The 19,169-nt window shown below is 63.0% G+C and carries 11 protein-coding genes and 1 tRNA gene; 6 read left to right on the plus strand and 6 right to left on the minus strand.

What is annotated here, in order from left to right:
• Nucleotides 1–54: 54 nt before the first annotated feature.
• The 4 genes from GSQ89_RS33800 (at nucleotide 55) to GSQ89_RS33815 (ending at nucleotide 12,808) form a co-directional block, all read left to right on the plus strand.
• The gene (locus tag GSQ89_RS33800) at nucleotides 55–9,420 is read left to right on the plus strand and encodes a choice-of-anchor D domain-containing protein (protein ID WP_158932493.1); all 9,366 of its coding nucleotides are present in this window, start codon (nucleotides 55–57) and stop codon (nucleotides 9,418–9,420) included.
• 8 nt (nucleotides 9,421–9,428) lie between these two features.
• Nucleotides 9,429–9,962: a transposase gene (locus GSQ89_RS33805; RefSeq protein WP_158932494.1), complete on the plus strand. Its 534-nt coding sequence runs from the start codon at nucleotides 9,429–9,431 to the stop codon at nucleotides 9,960–9,962.
• Nucleotides 9,963–10,575: 613 nt separating this feature from the next.
• Nucleotides 10,576–11,385, plus strand: coding sequence for a response regulator transcription factor (locus GSQ89_RS33810; RefSeq protein ID WP_158932495.1), 810 nt, complete (start codon nucleotides 10,576–10,578; stop codon nucleotides 11,383–11,385).
• Nucleotides 11,386–11,902: 517 nt separating this feature from the next.
• Nucleotides 11,903–12,808: a LysR family transcriptional regulator gene (locus GSQ89_RS33815; RefSeq protein WP_158932496.1), complete on the plus strand. Its 906-nt coding sequence runs from the start codon at nucleotides 11,903–11,905 to the stop codon at nucleotides 12,806–12,808.
• 178 nt (nucleotides 12,809–12,986) lie between these two features.
• Here the strand turns inward: GSQ89_RS33815 and GSQ89_RS33820 are convergent, their stop codons facing one another.
• Nucleotides 12,987–13,319 (minus strand): beta-eliminating lyase-related protein, encoded by a 333-nt coding sequence (locus GSQ89_RS33820; protein WP_158932497.1) that lies wholly within the window; start codon nucleotides 13,317–13,319, stop codon nucleotides 12,987–12,989.
• Entirely contained in the window at nucleotides 13,265–13,609 is a 345-nt protein-coding gene (locus tag GSQ89_RS40410) for a beta-eliminating lyase-related protein (RefSeq protein ID WP_371734321.1), read from the minus strand. The genes GSQ89_RS33820 and GSQ89_RS40410 overlap by 55 nt, the downstream gene beginning before the upstream one ends.
• Nucleotides 13,610–13,625: 16 nt before the next feature.
• On the opposite strand from GSQ89_RS40410, the gene GSQ89_RS40415 reads away from it, so the two are divergent.
• Nucleotides 13,626–14,147 carry an aspartyl/asparaginyl beta-hydroxylase domain-containing protein gene (locus GSQ89_RS40415; protein ID WP_158932498.1) on the plus strand — a complete coding sequence of 174 codons (522 nt, stop codon included), beginning with the start codon at nucleotides 13,626–13,628 and terminating at the stop codon, nucleotides 14,145–14,147.
• Here the strand turns inward: GSQ89_RS40415 and GSQ89_RS39620 are convergent.
• The 4 genes from GSQ89_RS39620 to glpX form a co-directional block, all read right to left on the minus strand.
• Entirely contained in the window at nucleotides 14,031–14,618 is a 588-nt protein-coding gene (locus tag GSQ89_RS39620; protein WP_254073495.1) for a site-specific integrase, read from the minus strand. The two genes, GSQ89_RS40415 and GSQ89_RS39620, sit on opposite strands and share 117 nt — an antisense overlap.
• Nucleotides 14,619–15,288: 670 nt before the next feature.
• Nucleotides 15,289–15,364, minus strand: a tRNA-Glu gene (locus tag GSQ89_RS33840).
• A gap of 91 nt (nucleotides 15,365–15,455) precedes the next feature.
• On the minus strand, nucleotides 15,456–17,237 hold the full coding sequence (gene recJ / locus GSQ89_RS33845; protein WP_254073496.1) for a single-stranded-DNA-specific exonuclease RecJ: 1,782 nt from the start codon (nucleotides 17,235–17,237) through the stop codon (nucleotides 15,456–15,458).
• 99 nt (nucleotides 17,238–17,336) lie between these two features.
• The gene (gene glpX / locus GSQ89_RS33850; RefSeq protein WP_158932499.1) at nucleotides 17,337–18,332 is read right to left on the minus strand and encodes a class II fructose-bisphosphatase; all 996 of its coding nucleotides are present in this window, start codon (nucleotides 18,330–18,332) and stop codon (nucleotides 17,337–17,339) included.
• A gap of 231 nt (nucleotides 18,333–18,563) precedes the next feature.
• On the opposite strand from glpX, the gene GSQ89_RS33855 reads away from it, so the two are divergent.
• Nucleotides 18,564–19,085, plus strand: coding sequence for a hypothetical protein (locus tag GSQ89_RS33855; protein WP_158932500.1), 522 nt, complete (start codon nucleotides 18,564–18,566; stop codon nucleotides 19,083–19,085).
• The last annotated feature ends 84 nt before the right edge of the window (nucleotides 19,086–19,169 follow it).

Here is a 19,169-nt window from a genome sequence, read left to right on the forward strand (position 1 = left end):
GACGATGCCATCGGCCGGACCTCTGGGGACTGGCGTAGCGAACAGGGGCCTGAGATGCCGACATTCAGTTGGACTGCCACGTCCGGTGGTGATTGGAACACGCCGGCTGACTGGAATGTAGGCAGTGTCCCGAGCGGCACCACCGATGCCGTGTTTTTCACCGATCCGGGTGCTTACACCGTTGATATTTCGTACGGCGAGGCCTTTTCGGTCGATTCAATGACCCTGGATGCGGCTGGCGTGACGCTGGACATCCACGGCGCGCTGACCGTGGGGGGCGTAAACCATACGCTGACTCTGGATGCGGGCACGCTGGAATTGGATCGCAACGGGACCATCATCGCCGGCACCATCGCCGCTGCGGGCGGAACCCTGTTTGCGAACGGTGGCACGCTGGAGGGCGTAACGTATGAGGGCACGCTCGATCTGAGCGCCACCTACTCTGATCTGCATATTACTGATGGCATCACTCTGACCGGGACGAACGGCACCGGCCAGGGAGCGATCAACCTGACCGGATATGAAGTGGCGCTTTATATTGACAACACGACCACACTCAACAACGCAACGATCTACTTTGGCACCAACAGTTATCCTGCCACCTCCTCGATTTCCGTGAATGACCCCAACGCCACCGGGAACCAGTTGACGCTGGGAAGCAACCTCACGCTCTCGCAGGTAGGGGCCTATGCCAGCCTGTATGGCGACAGCAGTCCTGGAGATGGTATTGTCAACGACGGCACCATCGACGCGAGCGTCAGCGGTGGCCAGTTCACCGTCGCCGGCAACTTCAGCAACGCCGGCAGCATTGCTGTCTCTGGCGGCGACAGCTTTATCATAAACAACACGACGTTCACCAATACGGGCACATTGACGGAGACCGGTGGCTCCACGGTCACGCTGAACACAGACTGGACCAATGCGGGCCACATCAGCGAGACGGATTCCACGCTGAACCTCGGGGGCACCTTCACAACCGCGGCGCTGGATACGATTGGGGCTTCCGGCGGCGAGATCGACATCACCGGCACGCTGATCAACACCGGCGCGACGCTGGACGTCGGCCCCGGCAGCGCGCTTGGTACCGTGACGCTGAGCGGCACCATCGTCGGCGGCGTCATCCACGACGCAGGCAGCGGTCTGCTGGGGAACTTCGGCACGCTGGAGGGGGTAACGTATGAGGGCACGCTCGACCTCAGCTCCAGCAGCGGTGCCGCGGTGCAGATTGTCAACGGTATCACGCTGACCGGGGTGGGCGGAACAGGGTCCGGAACGGTCAATCTGACCGGACATTACAGTAGCTTCACCATCGACAACACGACCACGCTCAACAACGCAACGATCGACATCGGCAATAACGAATCCGGTGTCTATAGTATTCTCGAGATTCAAGATACTTCTGGCACTGGCGCGGTGCTGACTTTGGGTAAAACACTTGCGCTCGTGCAGGTTGGAAGCGCGATTCTGGCAACCTACAACAACGATCCTGGGGACGGAATCGTCAACCAGGGCACCATCAGCGCTGGCGTCGAAGGTGGTAACTTCGCCATCCAAGGCGAGAGTTTCACCAATCAGGGCAGTATCGCTGTCTCAGACGGCGATACGCTCACCATCGGTTCGACGACCTGGACCAACACCGGCAGCATCAGCGAAACGGATTCCACGCTGAATCTCGGTGGCCTCTTCGCCGCCGCGGCTCTGAACAAGGTCAGCGCTTCGGGCGGTGCGATCAACATCATCGGCACGCTGATCAATACCGGTGCGACATTGGATGTCGGCCCCGGCAGTCCGCTTGGCACGGTGACAGTAAGCGGTGGCACGATTGTCGGCGGCGTCATTCACGACGCGGGCAGCGGTCTTGTATCCAACAACGGCACACTGGAAGGCGTGACGTATGAGGGAGCGCTCGGCCTGACCGCACAAAGTGCGTATTGGACGATCGTCAACGGCATCACCTTGACCGGCACGGGCGGCACAGGTGCCGGCACGGTTAACCTGACCGGTATCGGCGCTCAGCTCTATATTGACAATACAACGACGCTCAACAACGCGACGATCGATATCGGCAGCAGCAGCAACTCCTACCTTTACAGTGACGACACCACCGGCACCGGGGCGGTGCTGACGTTCGGCAGCACGCTCACGCTCACGCAGGCCGGAGCGCTCGCCAGCCTGGTCACTTACAACAACTTCACCGGCGACGGCATCGTTAACGATGGCACCATCGATGCCGGCTTCAGCGGCGGCCAGTTCACCGTCTCCGGCAACAGCTTCACCAACAATGGCAGCATCATCGTCTCTGGCGGCGATACGTTCATTATCCAATCAACTACATTAACCAACGCTTCCGGCGCCACGCTGACGGGGGGCAGCTACGAGGTGGACGCCAACTCCACCCTGCAACTCATCAATAACGAATTGGTCGTCACCGACGATGCGGACATCATTCTCAGCGGCACCGCGTCGGTCATCGATGCCTACGACACCACCACCAGTACCTATATCACGCTGGATGCCAAGCTGACCACGATTGGCACGACGGGTACATTGGCCCTGCTGGATGGGCGCGCTTTCACTACCGCGTCCACCTTCACCAACAAGGGCCTGCTCAACCTCGGCGGCGCGGTCTTCGGCTCCGGCGCGTTTGGTAACGCCAGCGGCGCCAAGATCATCGGATTCGGCACGATCAACGCCGCGCTGACCAACACGGGTTCGATGGAGGCCGACGGCGGCCTGCTGAAGCTCGCCAGCACGGTCGCCGGAACCGGCGGCTTCACCGTTGATGCCGGCGCCACGTTGGAATTCGCCAAGTCGCCGGCGAGCGGCCAGGCCATCACCTTCAACGGCCTCGATGCGACGCTGAGGATCGACACACCGGCCAGTTTCGCTGGTACGGTCGCCGCTTTCTCCCCAGGCGACACGATCGACCTCGCCGGCATCACCACGGCCACCGGCGCGGTGATCAGCGGCAATACCCTGACGGTTAGCCTCAGCGGCGGCAGCACGCTGACCTACGCGGTCAGCACGCCTTATGCCGGCGATCATCTCAAGGTCGCCAGCGACGGCAACGGCGGCACGGACGTGATCGCCTACGGCTTGGCGCTACCGGGACCGTATACGCCGGATCCTGTCAGCCTGGGCGATGCCCATGTCGGGGCCGTGGCGACCCAGGCACTCAGCCTGACCAACACCGCACCCACCAATGGCTACTACGAGACGCTGGATGCCAGCATCGGCGGTGCGACCGCCGGGGTAACCGCCAGCGGCTCCTTCACGCTCCTGGCACCCGGGGCTACCGACAGTTCGGACCTCATCGCCGGCCTGAACACCAGCTCGGACGGCGACAAGGTTGGAACCGATACGATCACACTGACCTCGGATGGCACCGGCGTCGATGGGCTGGGCACCACGGCGATCGGGACGCAAACGGTGACTATCACCGGCGCGGTCTTCAATTATGCCACCGCGAGTGCAGCCTCGCCCAACCCGGTGAACTTCGGCGAGCACCATGTCGGCAGCACGCTGAGCCAGGCACTGAGCATCAGCAATCTCGGGACGGCGGACGGCTTTACGGAGAATTTGGACGCCAGCATCAGCGGCGCGACCGGATCGGCGAGCGCCAGCGGTTCATTCACGGGACTTGCGGCGGGTATCAGCAACAACAGCGCTCTGACGGTTGGCCTGAACAGCGGCACGGCCGGTGTTCAGGCTGGCACGGCGAAGGTAACACTGACCTCGGACGGCGCCGGCATCGATACGCTGGGGACCACGGCGCTGACAGCGCAGACCATCACCGTTGAGGGCACGCTTTACAATTACGCCACGGCCAGCGCGGCATCACCGAACCCGGTAAACTTCGGTGAGCGCCATGTCGGCAGTACGCTGAGCCAGGCACTGAGCATCGGCAACACCGGTGCCACAGGCGGCTTCACCGAGAATCTGGACGCCAGCATCGGCAGCGCGACCGGATCGGCGAGTGCGAGCGGTTCGTTCACTGGGCTTGCAGCGGGTGTCAGCAACAGCAGCGCCCTGACAGTCAGCCTGAACAGCGGCACAGCCGGTGTGCAATCCGGTTCGGCGACAGTGACACTGACCTCGGACGGCACCGGCATTGATACGCTGGGGACCACGGCGCTGACAGCGCAAACCATCACCGTTGAGGGCACGCTCTACAACTACGCGACGGCCAGCGCGGTCTCCCCGAACCCGGTGAACTTTGGCGAGCGCCATGTTGGCAGCACGCTGAGCCAGGCGCTGAGCATCGGCAACCTCGGGACAGCGGATGGCTACACCGAGAACCTGGACGCCAGCATCGGCAGCGCGACGGGATCGGCGAGCGCCAGTGGTTCGTTCACTGGGCTTGCGGCGGGTGTCAGCAACAGCAGCAACCTGGTCGTCGGCCTGAACAGTGGCACGGCCGGTGTGCAATCCGGTTCGGCGACAGTAACGCTGACCTCGGACGGCACCGGCATCGACACGCTGGGGACCACGGCGCTTGCATCCGAGACGATCACGGTCGCCGGCACGCTCTACAACTACGCCACGGCCAGTGCGGCTTCTCCGAATCCGGTGAACTTCGGCGAGCACCATGTCGGTAGCACGCTGAGCCAGGCACTGAGCATCGGCAACACAGGCGCCACAGGCGGCTTCACTGAGAACCTGGACGCGAGCATTGGCAACGCGACTGGATCGGTTACCGCGAGCGGCTCGTTCAGCGGTCTTGCGGCGGGTGACACCAACAGCAGCGGTCTGACAATCGATCTGAACAGCGCCACGGCCGGCGTTCAGACGGGCACGGCGAAGGTGACGCTCATCTCGGACGGCACCGGCATTGATACGCTGGGGACCACGGCGCTTGCATCCGAGACGATCACGGTCGCTGGCACGCTCTACAACTACGCCACGGCAAGCGCGGCATCACCGAACCCGGTCAACTTCGGTGAGCGCCATGTCGGCAGCACGCTGAGTCAGGCATTGAGCATCGGCAACACCGGTAGCGCGGGCAGCTTCACCGAGAATCTGAACGCCAGTATCGGCAGCGCGACGGGATCGGTCACCGCGAGCGGTTCGGTCACCGACCTGGTGGCAGGTGGCACCAACAGCAGTGGCCTGATCGTGGGTCTGAACAGCGGCACGGCCGGCGTTCAGACGGGTACGGCAAAGGTGACACTGACCTCGGACGGCACCGGGATCGACACGCTGGGGACGACGGCGCTGACAGCGCAGACCATTACCGTGGAAGGTACGCTCTACAACTACGCCACCGCCAGCGCGGCATCACCCAACCCGGTGAACTTTGGCGAACACCATGTCGGCAGCACGCTGAGCCAGGCACTGAGCATCAGCAACACCGGTAGCGCGGGCAGCTTCACCGAGAATCTGGACGCAAGCATCGGCAATGCGACCGGATCGGCGAGCGCCAGCGGCTCGGTCACCGGACTGGCAGCGGGTGCCAGCAACAGCAGCGCTCTGACGGTTGGCCTGAACAGTGGCACGGCCGGTGTTCAGACGGGCACGGCAAAGGTAACGCTGACCTCAGACGGCACCGGTATTGATACGCTGGGGACCACCGCGCTTGCATCCGAGACGATCACGGTCGCTGGCACGCTCTACAACTACGCCATCGCGAGCGTATCGCCCGAACCGGTGAACTTCGGCGAACACCATGTCGGTAGCACGCTGAGCCAGGCACTGAGCATCGGCAACACCGGTAGCGCGGGCAGCTTCACCGAGAACCTGGACGCGAGCATCGGCAACGCGACGGGATCGGTCACCGCGAGTGGCTCGTTCGCCGGCCTGGTGGCAGGTGGCGCCAACAGCAGTGCCCTGACGATCGCGCTGAACAGCGGCAAGGCCGGTGTGCAATCCGGTTCGGCGACGGTAACGCTGACCTCGGACGGCGCCGGGATCGACACACTAGGGACGACGGCGTTGACGTCGCAGACAATCGCGGTTTCTGGGACGCTCTACAACTACGCCACGGCAAGCGCGGCATCGCCGGATCCGGTGAACTTCGGTGAGCGCCATGTCGGCAGCACGCTGAGCCAGGCACTGAGCATCAGCAACTCCGGCGCCACAGGTGGCTTCACCGAGAATCTGGACGCCAGAATCAGCGGCGCGACCGGATCGGCGAACGTCAACGGTTCGTTCGCTGGGCTGGCGGCGGGTGGCACCAACAGCAGCGGTCTGACAATCGGCCTGAACAGCGGCACGGCCGGTGTGCAATCCGGTTCGGCGACAGTGACGCTGACCTCGGACGGCGCCGGCATCGATACGCTGGGGACCACGGCGCTGACAGCGCAAACCATCACTGTTGAGGGCACGCTCTACAACTACGCGACGGCGAGCGCGGTCTCCCCGAACCCGGTGAACTTCGGTATCGTTCATGTTGGCGCCACCGTCAGCGAGGCGCTGAGCATCAGCAACACCGGTAGCGCGGGCAGCTTCACCGAGACACTGGATGGGAGCGTCGGTAGCGCGACCGGATCGGTTACCGCGGGCGGTTCGTTCAGCGGCCTGGCCGCCTCTGCGACGAACACGTCCGCACTGAGCGTCGGGGTCAATACCGCGACGGCAGGGACGATCAGCGGCACGGCGACGATCAAGCTGACGTCGGATGGTACGGGTATCGATACGCTGGGGACCACGGCGCTGACGTCACAGACGGTGACGGTCGATGCGATCGTCAACAATTACGCCACCGCGGTGGTGGAGGATCTCTCGGGCGGCGGTGTGCTGACGCAGACAGGGACCACGTATACGCTTGCGCTGGGTACGATCGACCTTGATACGTCCGCGCCCGAGATCGACCTGGGCATCGGCAACGCAGCCTCCGGTCCAGCGGATCTGCTGTCGGGTGGCTTTGTCGTCAGTGGTGATGGGGGCGTGGCATTCACCAACACGCTGACGTCGTTCTCGGGCGTAGCGGCTGGCGGCGTCGCCAGTGCCGAGGGGATCAGTCTCTCGACGTCGACCGGCGGTGTGTTCAGCGAGCAGATTACGCTGGTCGCCACCGGAACCAACAGCAGCGGCTATCTCGGGGCGCTGCCGGACGAAGTCATCACCGTGACAGGAACGGTCGTACTGCCGCCGCGGACGTTGGTCTGGACCGGGGCCGGCGACACGAATTTCGCGAACGCCGCCAACTGGGACGACAGGACCCTGGGACTGGACCCGGCGACATTGCCGCCATCCGCGAAGGATACGACGGAGTTCAACGGCATCGGCGGCGGCATCACGGGGACCGGAATCGCGGCCGCTCTGTCGTTTGGGGCTGGTGCGTGGCACCTGGCAACAGGTGGGAGCCTGACCGCGACGGGCAGCGTGACCGTCGGCACGAGTCAAGATGCGACACTGCTGATTGACGATGGCAGCAGCCTTGTCACGGGGGGTGGCGCGGTCATAGCGGACCAGTCTGATGCGTCTGGTTCTTCGGTGACGGTGACCGGTTCTGGTTCGAACTGGCAGGTCGGCGGATCCTTCGCGGTTGGCGATGCCGCCACAGGCCAGTTGTCGATCGACGCCGGAGCGACGGTCACCGCCGCCACCCTCAACGCGGGGGTCCTCAGCGGCAGTGCCGGCATTGTCACCGTCACCGGCAGCAATACCGACCTGACCACCACCGGCTCGCTCTCCATCGGCGACGGCGGCTCGGGCGAACTCTCCATTCTCAACGGTGCCAACGTTTTCATCGGCGGCGATCTCGACATCGGCCAGACCACCGGCGGGTCGGGCAATGTCGATATCGAGGACACCACCGGTACCATCTACATCGGCGGTAACCTCAACGTCGGCGCCGGTGGCCCAGGCGGCCTGGTCATCGGGCCGAATGCCACGGTGGAATTGGACAATGGCGGCGAGAACATCGGCGCCGACGCCGCTGTGACCCTGTTCAGCCTGTTCGATCCGACCGAACTCAACAACGCCAGCCTCAACACTGCCTTCAGCGTCTCCGGCACGCAGACCTACAAGGCGTATGTCAATAACACCGGTGCGATCACCATCGATTCAGGCTTCAGCATCGCCCTGGATACGCCGGTCATCTACGGCGCCGGCGGGGCGTTCAACATCGATGCCGGTTTCACGCTGGTGCTGAACACGGATACGGTTACCGGTCAGACGATCAATTTCAACGGTAGTGGCACACTGGTCATCGGAAGCGACCAGTCGCCGACGATCGATGTTCCAGCGAGCGGGACGGGCCCCTTCACTTCGGAGACCAATCCAAACTACGGTGATGCACTGATCGGCAACTTTGGCGGAACGATCAACAATTTCGTGGCTGGCGACGTGATTACCGTGGACACCACGGGTCCGGCGACGTTCAGCCAAAATGGCGCGACCGTGTCGGTGATCGAGAACGGCTCCACCGTGGGGGTTCTGACGTTCGCCACGCCGGAGATGGCACAGACGGCGGCAACCACGTCCGACGCCTTGCTGGACAATGCGTTGTGCTTCTTAGCCGGAACGATGATCGCGACGCCGGCGGGCGAGACGGTCGTGGAGCGGCTGGCGGTGGGTGACCTGGTGCTTACGGTGGGCGGACAGGTGCGTCCGATCGTGTGGGTCGGACAGGGGCGTGTGCTGGCGACAAAGGGGCGGCGCAACGCCGCGACGCCGGTGATCGTGCGCAAGGGGGCACTGGGGCCGAACGTACCGCGTGCGGACCTGCGGGTGACGAAGGGACACTCGTTGTTCATCGACGATGTGCTGATCCCCGTAGAGTTCCTGGTGAACCACCGCTCAATCCAATGGGACGACCGAGCACAGGAGGTCTCGGTCTACCACGTCGAACTGGAAACGCACGATGTGCTGGTGGCCAATGGGGCAGCGGCGGAGAGCTACCGGGACGACGGTAACCGGTGGCTGTTCGGAAATGCGAACAGCGGATGGGATCAGCCGGCGAAGCCACCGTGCGCGCCGGTGCTGACGGGAGGTCCGGTGGTGGATGCGGCATGGCGGCGGCTGCTGGACCGCGCTGGACCGCGCCCCGGGATGCCGCTGACCGCGGATCCAGATCTGCATCTGGTGGTGGATGGGGTCCGTGTGGATGCACAGAAGCAGCAAGGTACGCTGTATATGTTTCGCCTACCGAACCGCCCAACCAGTGTGGCCATCGCCTCCCGCGCGGGTGTGCCGGCAGAACTAGGCATCGTCCGCGACCCCCGGTCGCTGGGAGTGGCGGTAAAGCAGGTGGCGGTGCGGCAGGGTGCGAAGTTCATGCAACTCGATGCCGATGACGAGCGGCTGACAACGGGCTTTCATGAATTCGAGCAGGCTGACGGTCTACGCTGGACAACCGGCTACGCCGAACTGCCCGCCGAGACCTTCACTAAGTTCGACAACGGGGCGGAGGTGATGCTCTACCTCGCCGGAAGCACCCATTACATCGAAGATGATAACAGCCGCGCCTTCGCATGATACCCACTATGAAGCCCGCCCTATCCGGCGATCACTTCCAAAACGAGGCTGCTGCTTTCGAGTATGTCGAAGCCAAGCTATGGCCGAACGGCCCGGTGTGTGTTCATTGCAAAGGTGTCAAGCGGATCGGCAAGCTGAACGGCAAGACCACTCGCCCTGGTCTCTATAAATGCTACGCCTGCCGCAAGCCCTTCACCGTCCGCATAGGAACCGTGTTCGAGTCCAGCCACATGCCGCTGCGGTTCTGGCTGCAGGCCATCTACCTTACGAACAGCAGCAAAAAGAGCATCAGCATCCGGCAGCTTCAGCGTATCTTCGGCGGCAGCATGAAAACGGCTTGGTCACTGAGCCGCCGCATTCCAGAAGCCATAAAAACCTTGGATGTTACCTTGATGGGCGGTGAAGGTGGTATCGTCGAATTTGATGTCGTGCTGGACTTGCATCCCGTAGATCTAATTCAACAATGTCGAACCGCTGGCTTGACTGGCCGATGTGTTGACGTCACCACACGATTGGTACAAAGCTGCACGCTTAAAGAATGAGGAAGAACGGCTGCCTGGCACCATGATACGCAAAGACTCTGACATAACGGTCTCTGTTCGGCCTGCCGCATGTAATTGATGCGCAGTACCCCACGCGTTGGCAGAACTTTGCTCGTAACGTTGAAAGCCGTCAACCTGGCCCCTCCCCGCCGGGTATATCGACGTCCACAAACACAATGAAGACGCCTGGCGTGCGACCTCTATATCAGTCGTTGAGCCACGCACTAACTCGGCGACCAGCTTCACCCGCAGACCAATTTCGGCACCAGCTCACCCTTGCTACACAAACTTGAAACCTACCTAACCCGGAACAAGTCCCGTATGTTTGCATGCTCTCGTTCTCAACGGCGATCTCGATCACCTCCTTCGCGATCGGTGAGATCATTGCTGATTGAAGCCTGTCCTGATCAGAAATAAATTCCGATAGCCGACAAAGACGATGCCATTGGCCAGACCTCTGTAGACTGGCGTAGCAAACAGAGGCCTGCGATGCCGACATTCGGTTGGACTGCCACGTCCGGCGGCCACACTGGAGCACCCCGGCCGACTAGAACGTAGGCAGTGTCCCGAACGGCATCACCGATTCCTCGAGTGCAAAAGAGAGGACCGTAGTATGAACAAATATGCTGCCGAACCGGCTGACGCTACCCAAACACTTACTCGACTTAAAAATCTGTCCGCTGATGAAAATGGCATTGTCGACCAGCCGAGACCAGATATCCAGATCAGCGCGGGTGGGCTGCCATCCGAACTGGCCGGCCCCAATTTCAAGTCTCTCATCGTCGGCCTGATCGATCGCTACCGCCTCACCCAGGAATGCCTGTCGAAGGCGTTGGGCAATCTGCATCCGGAGATCAAGATATCCACCTTCACTGCTGTCCAGGACTGCATCGACGCGGCGCCGCACAATTTCGATTTGATCATTTATCATCTTCATGGGAACGATGCCCCTGACACGACGATGACACAAACCATCGCGACAATCACGCAAGTATTCCCGACCACACCGGTTATGATCTTCTCCGATGCGGGCCGTACGCAGCATCAGACAATCATGCGTTCCGCCTTGGAGAGTGGCGCACGGGGCTTCGTTCCGACGCAGACGGCCGGGCTCCCGATCACCTCGGCGGCAATCAGCCTGGTTAGCGCGGGCGGCACTTTCGTGCCGGCTGATCTTATGCTCACCGCTCCCCGAAATCACTCGCCAGGGCGATTGAACCGGCTGACATCGCGGCAGAGCGCGGTTTTCACTCGCCTACAGCTGGGCAAGACAAACAAGATCATCGCCTACGAGCTTGGCATGTGCGAGAGCACGGTAAAGGTCCACGTCAGAAACATTATGCGCAAGGTGGGCGCCACGAACCGAACTCAAGCTGCATACAAAGGGCAGAGGTTTTCGAACAATTCCGAGGCACAGGAATGATTGAGGCATACTGCGCCTGCTGATCCTGACCGGCGCAAACCCCTTCGTCCGCCTAAGCGACACCGACGATAGTATTGCTGTCATCGGGCATCTCTCGAATTCCATGGGGGGTTTGGCGTCGCGAAATTCCGAAAACCCGCGACATCCGAGTTCGATAGCTTTCGGGCTCAGGCCCGCGGCAACTCGCAGGCGACAATAGTCAGCCACATTGGGAAACTGCGAAATTATAATATATTCGCTCATCACCGTACGTTACCTCCGCACTTGGATTGGGTTGTGACTTTGAATCGGCGACCGGCGCATGGCGTCGCATCGCATCGAGATACGGCGCGCGATCGTCGGAGGTCCGTGGCACGTGCCGGCGGGTAAACGCCGACAATGGTGCTTGAGGCGGACCGGCCGGACGCCTGTCGCGGGTGGGGGTGGTTCATCATGATTTTCCTTTCGTTGCATGTCTCTTGATGCCGGGGTGTGAGGCGTCTATTCACATTGAGATCGAAATTCCAACGAGGGGTGGATGCGGGTTACTCTCCGACAGATCGAAGCTTTCCGCGCCATCATGGTCCACGGCACTGTGACGCAAGCCGCGCAGCGGTTGCATACGTCGCAACCGTCGGTCTCACGCTCGATCCAAGAACTGGAGACAGCGACCGGCCTTCATCTGTTCAAGCGAGCGAAACGTCGGATCGAACCGACCAGCGCAGCGTCCGAACTTTATAAGGAAGTCAACAGGGCGTTTACCGGATTGGAAGATATCGCGCGTGCCGCTGAAGCGATCCGCGGCTCCCGCAATGGCGCCGTGCGCGTCGTCTGTTTTCCGGCGTTTTCCGAGGGGTTCATGGCAGAGGTGTTTCGTCGGTTCCTTGTGCACCATCCCAAGGCCCGCCTCACCCTGGACACCCAGCACACACCGACAATCGTTGAGGCCATCGCCGCCCATCGGTTCGACATCGGCTTGGCGGGCTATGACTTGCAAGTGGCCGAAGCCACATCGGAGCGCCTTACCACCGCCGACCAGGTCTGTGTGCTTCCTGCAAACCATGTGCTCGCGGCAAAATCCGTGATTACGCCGGCGGATCTGCGCGATATTGACTTCATCTCCGGGGCAGCGAACGAACTCACCCGTCGACGGACCGACGAGGTGTTCAATGCGGCTGGCGTGTCTCGACGCTCGGTCGTAGAGGTGGTGTCGGCGACGGTGATTTGCGCGATGGTCGTGCGTGGTATGGGGGTCTCCATCATCAATCCGTTTACCGCCGCGGCATTCCAACCGGATTTGGTAATGAGGCCGTTTTCGGTGTCGCTGCCATTCGTTGCAACTCTGCTGCGGCCGAAGCATCGGCCGAACTCCACGCTCACCAACGTAATGGTCGATGAAATAAAAAAATACATCACCGAGATCGAAGCCGCCGTGAAGGGGTAAGGCAATGACGGTCGGGATTTGAGGGAAGAACCGTAGGTTGAACATATCCGCTCCGCGAAACGAAACCAGGTGCTGGGCCGTTAACCCGATACTGCGCAACCGTCCTGAAGATCCTTCACCACGCGTGAGATCATCCACGCCGCGGTCTCTGCCATCTCGATGGTGACGCGTTGTGACGTCACGGCGCGCAGAGTCCTTTGCTGAAACAAACGCTGAGGGCGTCGACTTCCGCTGCGTAAGCGCGCGGCGAAACTCCCGTGGCGACGCACGCGTTGAGCAGCCGCGCGCCGTCGAGATACACCGTCATACCAAGCTCATGGGCCACCGTGCGCAACTCGGCCATCGCGGCCAACGGGTGGATCGTGCCGCCGGCGGCGTTCACGGTGTTCTCGATCACGACCAGGCGTGGCGTGGCGTAAAACGAATTCGAGCGTGCCTTACCATCGATCGCCTGCCTTAGGACTCCGGAGGACAGAATGCCGGCGTCTTCGTCCGTCGCCGGCGTGCCCACGCGGCCGATCGGGTAAAGTGCCACACGCGTGAGGTCGCGGTTTGGGCCGCTTCGAAGAAGTTTATGTGGCAGGCCGCGTGCAGGATGATTTCGTCGCCGGGGCTCGTCAGCGCGCGAAGCGCGACCTGATTGCTCATCGTTCCCGACGGCATGAAGAGTGCGGCACTCTTGTCGAAATACTCAGTGCAGTACCATTCCAAATCGCGCACTGTCGTATTTTCGTCATAACAGTCTCCGACGGGTCGTGCCAGCCAGGCGACCAGCCGAGAGAGTGACCGTGTTGCGCGCACTACCGAAATCGGCCTTATGATTCCCTATCTTACGGGGTTGATCAGCCGCGAGTTCGCCACGGACCGCTTGCGTTGGGCCCGCCTCATGCGGGTCGCGGGCAACGGTTGCGTGATCCCGCACCGCGATTTTCTTGAATTCAGCCAGCCCTTCACGCGACTGCGCATCTGTCTGAAAACCAATCCACAGGCCTGGAATTCGGAGGAAGGCAGACTTTTTCACATGCGGGTAGGCGAGGTCTGGCATCTCGACGCGACGCGGGTTCATAGCGCAGCCTGCTTTTCACCTGAGCCGCGGGTCCATCTTGTGCTGGACTTCGCCGGCGACAATGATCCGGTAAACTATCTGGCCCACCGCCGCCGCGCCGCCGCCGCTGCGGGCGTCCGACCAAGGCCGAAACGATATCACGGCGATCGAAGTAATTCAGGTTCGCTCGGCCAGCTCGGTGAGATCGGGCTGGTAGTAGCGGTCCAGAGATTTCAGCGTCAGGTGGCCGGTGACCCTCCGCAGATCCATTGGATTTGGATATCGCTTCGCTAGCCGACTCGTCGCCTCGTGGCGCAGATCGTGAAAGGTCAGATCAGTCAGCCCAGCCCGCGTGATCATCCGGCCGATGCGCACTTTGAAGGGATTATGGCTCCCTACCTCGAAAACCAGATCTTGCGGCTTTGGCTTTCGATCGCCGAGGTGCGCCAGCAGCAGCGTGATCGCGCCTGGCATAAGAGGCCTGATCTCCCACCCGCGCTCAGACCGCAGCTTTGCTGATTTCTGATGCTGACCGCTTTTTTTGCCCAGCCCATGCCGACCGCGGATCTTGATCACCTTAGCGTCGAAGTCGACATCTACCCACCTCAGGGCGAGAATCTCTCCCTGGCGCATCGCCTGCTCCAGCGCCAACCTGGTCACCGGAACATCGTCGGGACACTCAGACTTGGCGATCGCTTCGAACAGTCCGTCTTCCTCGTGCTTGGGCGGCTCGTCCCCCCCTTTCCAGCGCAGATCGAATAGCACCGGGCGCCGGAGGAAGTAGCCGCCGGTCGCGTTTCACGTCAGCTTCCTCGGGTCTCTTCACGATCGCTCCGGTGGCTGGGTTCAAAGGCATCGGCAGATCCCATTCACCGATCGCGTGCGCGAGGATGCCGGCGAGCGGGTTCAGCCGCTTCACCACCGTGGCCGCCGCGAACAGCTTGGCCTGGCGGTCACGGACTCCGCGAACCGCCACCGGCGTCAGCTTCGAGAGCAGCAGGGCGCCGATCGGATCGGACATAATTGCCGGGATGTGGCCTCGGTCCTCGGCGGCGCCACGCCGGCGCCCTCCGTCCTGCATTTGCTCATCGACTTACCGTTGGGCCAATTCCGACAGCGTCGATTGGCCCAAGACCCGGCGATCGACGAACGATCCGTCTTGGACCTTAGCGGACGTCTCCAGGAGCCATTCTTTCGCCTGCTTGTCCGTCTCGAAGGTTTTGCGGATCCGCTTCCCCTCAATCAACTTACGGGCGCGGTATTGCGCCGGACCCCGGTACTCGACGCCGGGCGACAGTGCCCTGCCTGCAGCTGGGTCCCTCAGATTCTCGATGCTTTGATCCTGGCCACGCGATCCTTCCGGGCGGCATTGGCCCAGAATTGGCCCAATTACCCCGACAATTCGCTCTCCGTCATTGTAAATACTTGATTTCCTTGGCGTCCCGTACGAGATTCGAACTCGTGTTACCGCCGTGAAAGGGCGGTGTCCTGGGCCTCTAGACGAACGGGACAGGCCGGACCCGACGACCATGGCCATCGGGTCGGCGGTGGGTAGCGGACCCGCCCGCACGGGTCAAGCGTTGTTGACTCAGCACCCCGCGATCAGGCCACCGCCGCGTCGGAAATGATGAACGTCGGGTTGACCGAACCGTTCCACGCCTCGGCCCGCAGATGCCCCGCCAGGTGCAGCGGCACGCCTTCGGCCCGAGCCAGCAGCGCGTCCGCCAGCGCGCCCTCCCGCGCCCTGAACATCATCGCCTTCAGCCGAGGCCCACCGGCCTCCCCTTCCACGAACGCCCGAATCGAGCCAGCCTCGCGCCCCACCCGATCGGCCCGCACGACTCGGGCGCGATGCAGCACCAGCGTCGGTTCCTCATTCCCCGCGCCGAACGGAGCCAGCCGTTCCAGATGCCGCGCCACCTCCGTCGTCGCGCCGGACACCGCCAACGTGCCCTCGACGATCAGGTCCGCGGCGCAAGGCATCGCCGATGCCGCCGCCAGCCGCTCCTCCAGGAACGCATGAAACCCGGACACGTGCTCCGGCAGCACCGAGAATCCCGCCGCCATCGCATGGCCGCCCCCGGTGACCAATAACCCAGCCTGCCTGGCGGCAATGACCGCCGCACCCAGGTCAACCCCAGGAATCGAACGGCCCGACCCTTTGCCCAGCCCATCGGTGAACCCCGCCACACAAGCCGGCCGGTTGAACCGTTCCTTGATCCGGCCGGCAACGATGCCAACCACCCCGGGATGCCACCCCTGCCCCGTCACCAACACCGCGGCGCGCCCCGCGGCCACCTGAACCTCAGCCGCGAACATGGCGGCTTCCATAATCCCAGCCTCAACGTCCTGGCGCGTCCGATTCACCGCTTCCAGCCTTTCCGCCAGCGCCAGGGCCTCCACCCGGTCCTGCGCCAGCAGCAGCCGCAGCCCCAGATCAGCCTCGCTGATGCGACCACCGGCATTGATGCGAGGCCCCAGCGCATAGCCGCAGGTGGCAGCGTTCAGCTTGTCGCGCGCCTGGGTCACGTCCAGCAGCGCCGCAATACCCGGGCGCGCCCGTCGAGCCATCACCTTCAGCCCCTGGCACACAAATGCTCTGTTGACCCCGGTCAACGGCATCACGTCGCAGACCGTCGCCAGCGCCACCAGGTCCAGCAACCCCATCAGGTCGGGCTCGTCGGTACGCACAACGAAGTGCCCCAGCCGGCGCAACGCCCGCACCGTGGCGATCACCGTCAGGAAAGCCACGCCGGCAGCACACAGCATCCCCAAGCCGGAGGTATCGTCCAGCCGGTTCGGATTCACCGTCGCCAGGATGGCCGGCGGCGCGCCCTCCGCCTTGTGGTGGTCCAGCACGACCACCTCCGCCTGGCCGGCAACGGACGACAGGGCATCAGCCGCGGCCGTCCCGCAATCCACACAGACGATCAACCGAGCACCCGCCGAGACCAGCGACAGCAGCGCGGGTGCGTTAGGCCCGTAGCCCTCCCTGATACGGTCCGGCACGTGATGCAGGACGGGACAGCCCAACGCCCGCAGGAACCCGACCATCAGCGCCGCGCTGCACGCCCCGTCCACGTCGTAGTCGCCATAGACCGCCACCGTCTGCCCCAGGCGCACCGCCTCGGCCAGCCGGTCGGCGGCAACATCCATGTCGGTCATCGCGGACGGATCCGGCAGCAGCACCCGCAGCGTCGGCTCCAGGAACGTCGCCGCAGTCTCGATCCCGATACCGCGCGCCGACAGCAACCGGCTGACGATCTCCGGCAGATCGAGTTTCTGCGCGATTCCCGCCGCGACCCGCTCCTCCCCAGTCCGCCACAGCCACCGTCGGCCGGACAAGCTGTTGGTGACGCCCAGGACGCAGTCGGCCCCGGTCAACTCAGCGATCCAACGCCAACGGGCACGTTCGCCCGTTGGCTGAATCGGCCCACAACCTGGAGCGCCAGCACACAAGAACCATCCGATCGAGCCGGCGCACTAGGTCGCCGTCCAGGTCTTCTGCACGAAGTTATGGTACGCCTCGATGAACCGCACGGTGCCGGAGTGGCTGCGCATCACGATCGAATGCGTCACGGCGCTGCCAACACCGCGCTTCACCCCCCGCAGCATCGCCCCGGTCGTCACACCGGTCGCGGCGAACATCACGTCACCCTTCGCCATCTCCTCCACCGAGAAGCACCGCTTCGGATCGGCATGGCCCATGGACCGCACCCGCTCGATCTGATCGTCCGACTCATACAGCAGCCGCCCCTGCATCTGGCCACCAACACAACGCAGCGCCGCCGCCGACAACACGCCCTCCGGCGCGCCACCGGACCCCAGATAGATGTCGATGTCCGAATCCGGCATGGCGGTGGCGATCACACCGGCCACGTCGCCGTCGCTGATCAGCATGATGCGAGCACCAGCCTCGCGGCAATGCGCGATCAGGTCCTTGTGCCGGTCGCGATCCAGGATGCAGACCAGCAGATCGGACGTCTCGACCTTCTTGGCACGCGCCAGGTTGCGCAGATTGGCGGCCGGCGAGTCGTCCAGGTTGATCACCCCCGCCGGCAGCCCGCCGCCCACGGCGATCTTGTCCATGTAGATGTCAGGGGCATGCAGGAAGTTGCCGCCCTCCGCCAGAGCCAGCGTGGCCATCGCGTTCGGGCCGGCCTTGGCGGTCAGCGTGGTGCCCTCCAGAGGGTCCACCGCGATATCCATCTTCGGTCCGCCGGCGCCGACTTTCTCCCCGATGAACAGCATCGGGGCTTCGTCCATCTCGCCCTCGCCGATCACCACGGTGCCGTCGATCGCCACCGCGTCGAACGCCTTGCGCATGGCCTCCACGGCGGCACCATCGGCCTCATTCTTCTTGCCGTGGCCGATCCAGTGCGATGCGGCGAGCGCCGCGGCTTCGGTGACGCGGACCAGTTCCAGCGCCAGGTTGCGGTCGGTCTGAATGCCATTTCGCGGCTTATGGGCTTGGGCCATTGGGGTGTTCCTCCTGTCGGTCGCGATTCGAGTCCCGATCGGTTTAGCATGGACCGCGACGGCGGGGAGGGATAGTTGCTTGCCGCCCCTGCCGGCGGGCCAGTCCGCGATCATGAGAACAGCGCGGGAAGGTTGGGAATTCGCCGCCCCCCAATTGGGGCCGTCCGCCCAACCGGGTGTTGCCAGGAGCGTGTTCACCGGGCTCAGTGATTTGAAATCAAGAGTCGCGACATGAACACAAGTGAAACGCTGCAGTCTGGCGACGGCCAGGCCTCACGCCCTCAGTTCACGGCGACGCTGTTGCTGAGGGAGGTCGCGCAACCGTCATTTGCGCAGATTCGATCGGAGCTGGAGCGGATCGCCCCCCAAACCCAGCTTGGGGACTGGAGCGGCCCCGTTACCGATCCTGCTGTCGATCCCGGGATTGAGATCTTGAGCCTTAATGGCGAAAGGATGTCTGTCCTCGTGATTGACGGCCCGGCGCCCGGAGCGATTTTGCAAGCCGGCCCGTTTCCAAACCCTTTGTGGCCCAACGCGGAAAAAGAGGCCGCCGGGCATAAAGCCCACATTCTTGTCATCGCGCCTGAGGATCCCGTTGACCGGGAGGCCGCGCTGGCGAAGGCGCGCGCCGTCACTGTGGTCGCCGGGGCCATTGCGCGAATTGTTCCGGCCATTGGCGTGAGTTGGGCCGACGGCGCGAATTTGGTGAAAACCGAGGCGTTCGTTGGTATGACGGAAAAACTTAGAACCTGACTCGAAATCAAGCGATCGCCTGGTAATCTCGAGCGATCCTGCGGATGAGCAGGAAGCCCATGGCCAGCATGAACCAAGCCTGCG

This window comes from Acidisphaera sp. S103, assembly GCF_009765975.1.
Lineage (GTDB): Bacteria > Pseudomonadota > Alphaproteobacteria > Acetobacterales > Acetobacteraceae > Rhodopila.

Bases quoted from the DNA above. Each gene is read 5' to 3' on its own strand.
- GSQ89_RS33810 (WP_158932495.1), top strand. From the start codon at position 10,576: ATGAACAAATATGCTGCCGAACCGGCTGACGCTACCCAAACACTTACT.
- GSQ89_RS33805 (WP_158932494.1), top strand. From the start codon at position 9,429: ATGAAGCCCGCCCTATCCGGCGATCACTTCCAAAACGAGGCTGCTGCT.
- GSQ89_RS33815 (WP_158932496.1), top strand. From the start codon at position 11,903: ATGCGGGTTACTCTCCGACAGATCGAAGCTTTCCGCGCCATCATGGTC.
- GSQ89_RS33855 (WP_158932500.1), top strand. From the start codon at position 18,564: ATGAACACAAGTGAAACGCTGCAGTCTGGCGACGGCCAGGCCTCACGC.
- GSQ89_RS33800 (WP_158932493.1), top strand. From the start codon at position 55: ATGCCGACATTCAGTTGGACTGCCACGTCCGGTGGTGATTGGAACACG.
- glpX (WP_158932499.1), bottom strand. From the start codon at position 18,332: ATGGCCCAAGCCCATAAGCCGCGAAATGGCATTCAGACCGACCGCAAC.
- GSQ89_RS40415 (WP_158932498.1), top strand. From the start codon at position 13,626: ATGATTCCCTATCTTACGGGGTTGATCAGCCGCGAGTTCGCCACGGAC.